Here is a 273-nt window from a genome sequence, read left to right as displayed (position 1 = left end):
CCGTCACCATCGAAAGCAACGGCGACGTACTGGAAAATGCTGCACCGAAGTTCACCGTCAAGGTCGACCAGGTCCTCAAACAAGACCTGACCGTCACCCTGAGCAATGGCGATACCGTCGTCATCAAGGCCGGCACCACCAGCGTGCCGTACGAGCTGGCTGCGCAAGGTGATGACGTCTACAAAGACGGCGAAACCATCAAACTCGGCGTCACTGACGCCGCAGTCGACGGCAAATCCTTCGAAAATCTGGTTCTCGGTAACGAAGCCGTCG

1 protein-coding gene is annotated in these 273 nt (G+C 57.5%); it reads left to right on the top strand.

The genetic code is table 11. The annotated features are described in order from the left end of the window. Window positions 1-273 (top strand): immunoglobulin-like domain-containing protein (locus AACY45_RS28990; RefSeq protein ID WP_339548908.1); only part of this gene is annotated, 273 nt, incomplete at both ends.

The organism is Pseudomonas sp. RA_35y_Pfl2_P32 (assembly GCF_963970735.1).
GTDB lineage: Bacteria > Pseudomonadota > Gammaproteobacteria > Pseudomonadales > Pseudomonadaceae > Aquipseudomonas.
Note: the sequence above shows the minus strand (reverse complement) of the source record. Positions and strands in the feature narration are given on the sequence as shown.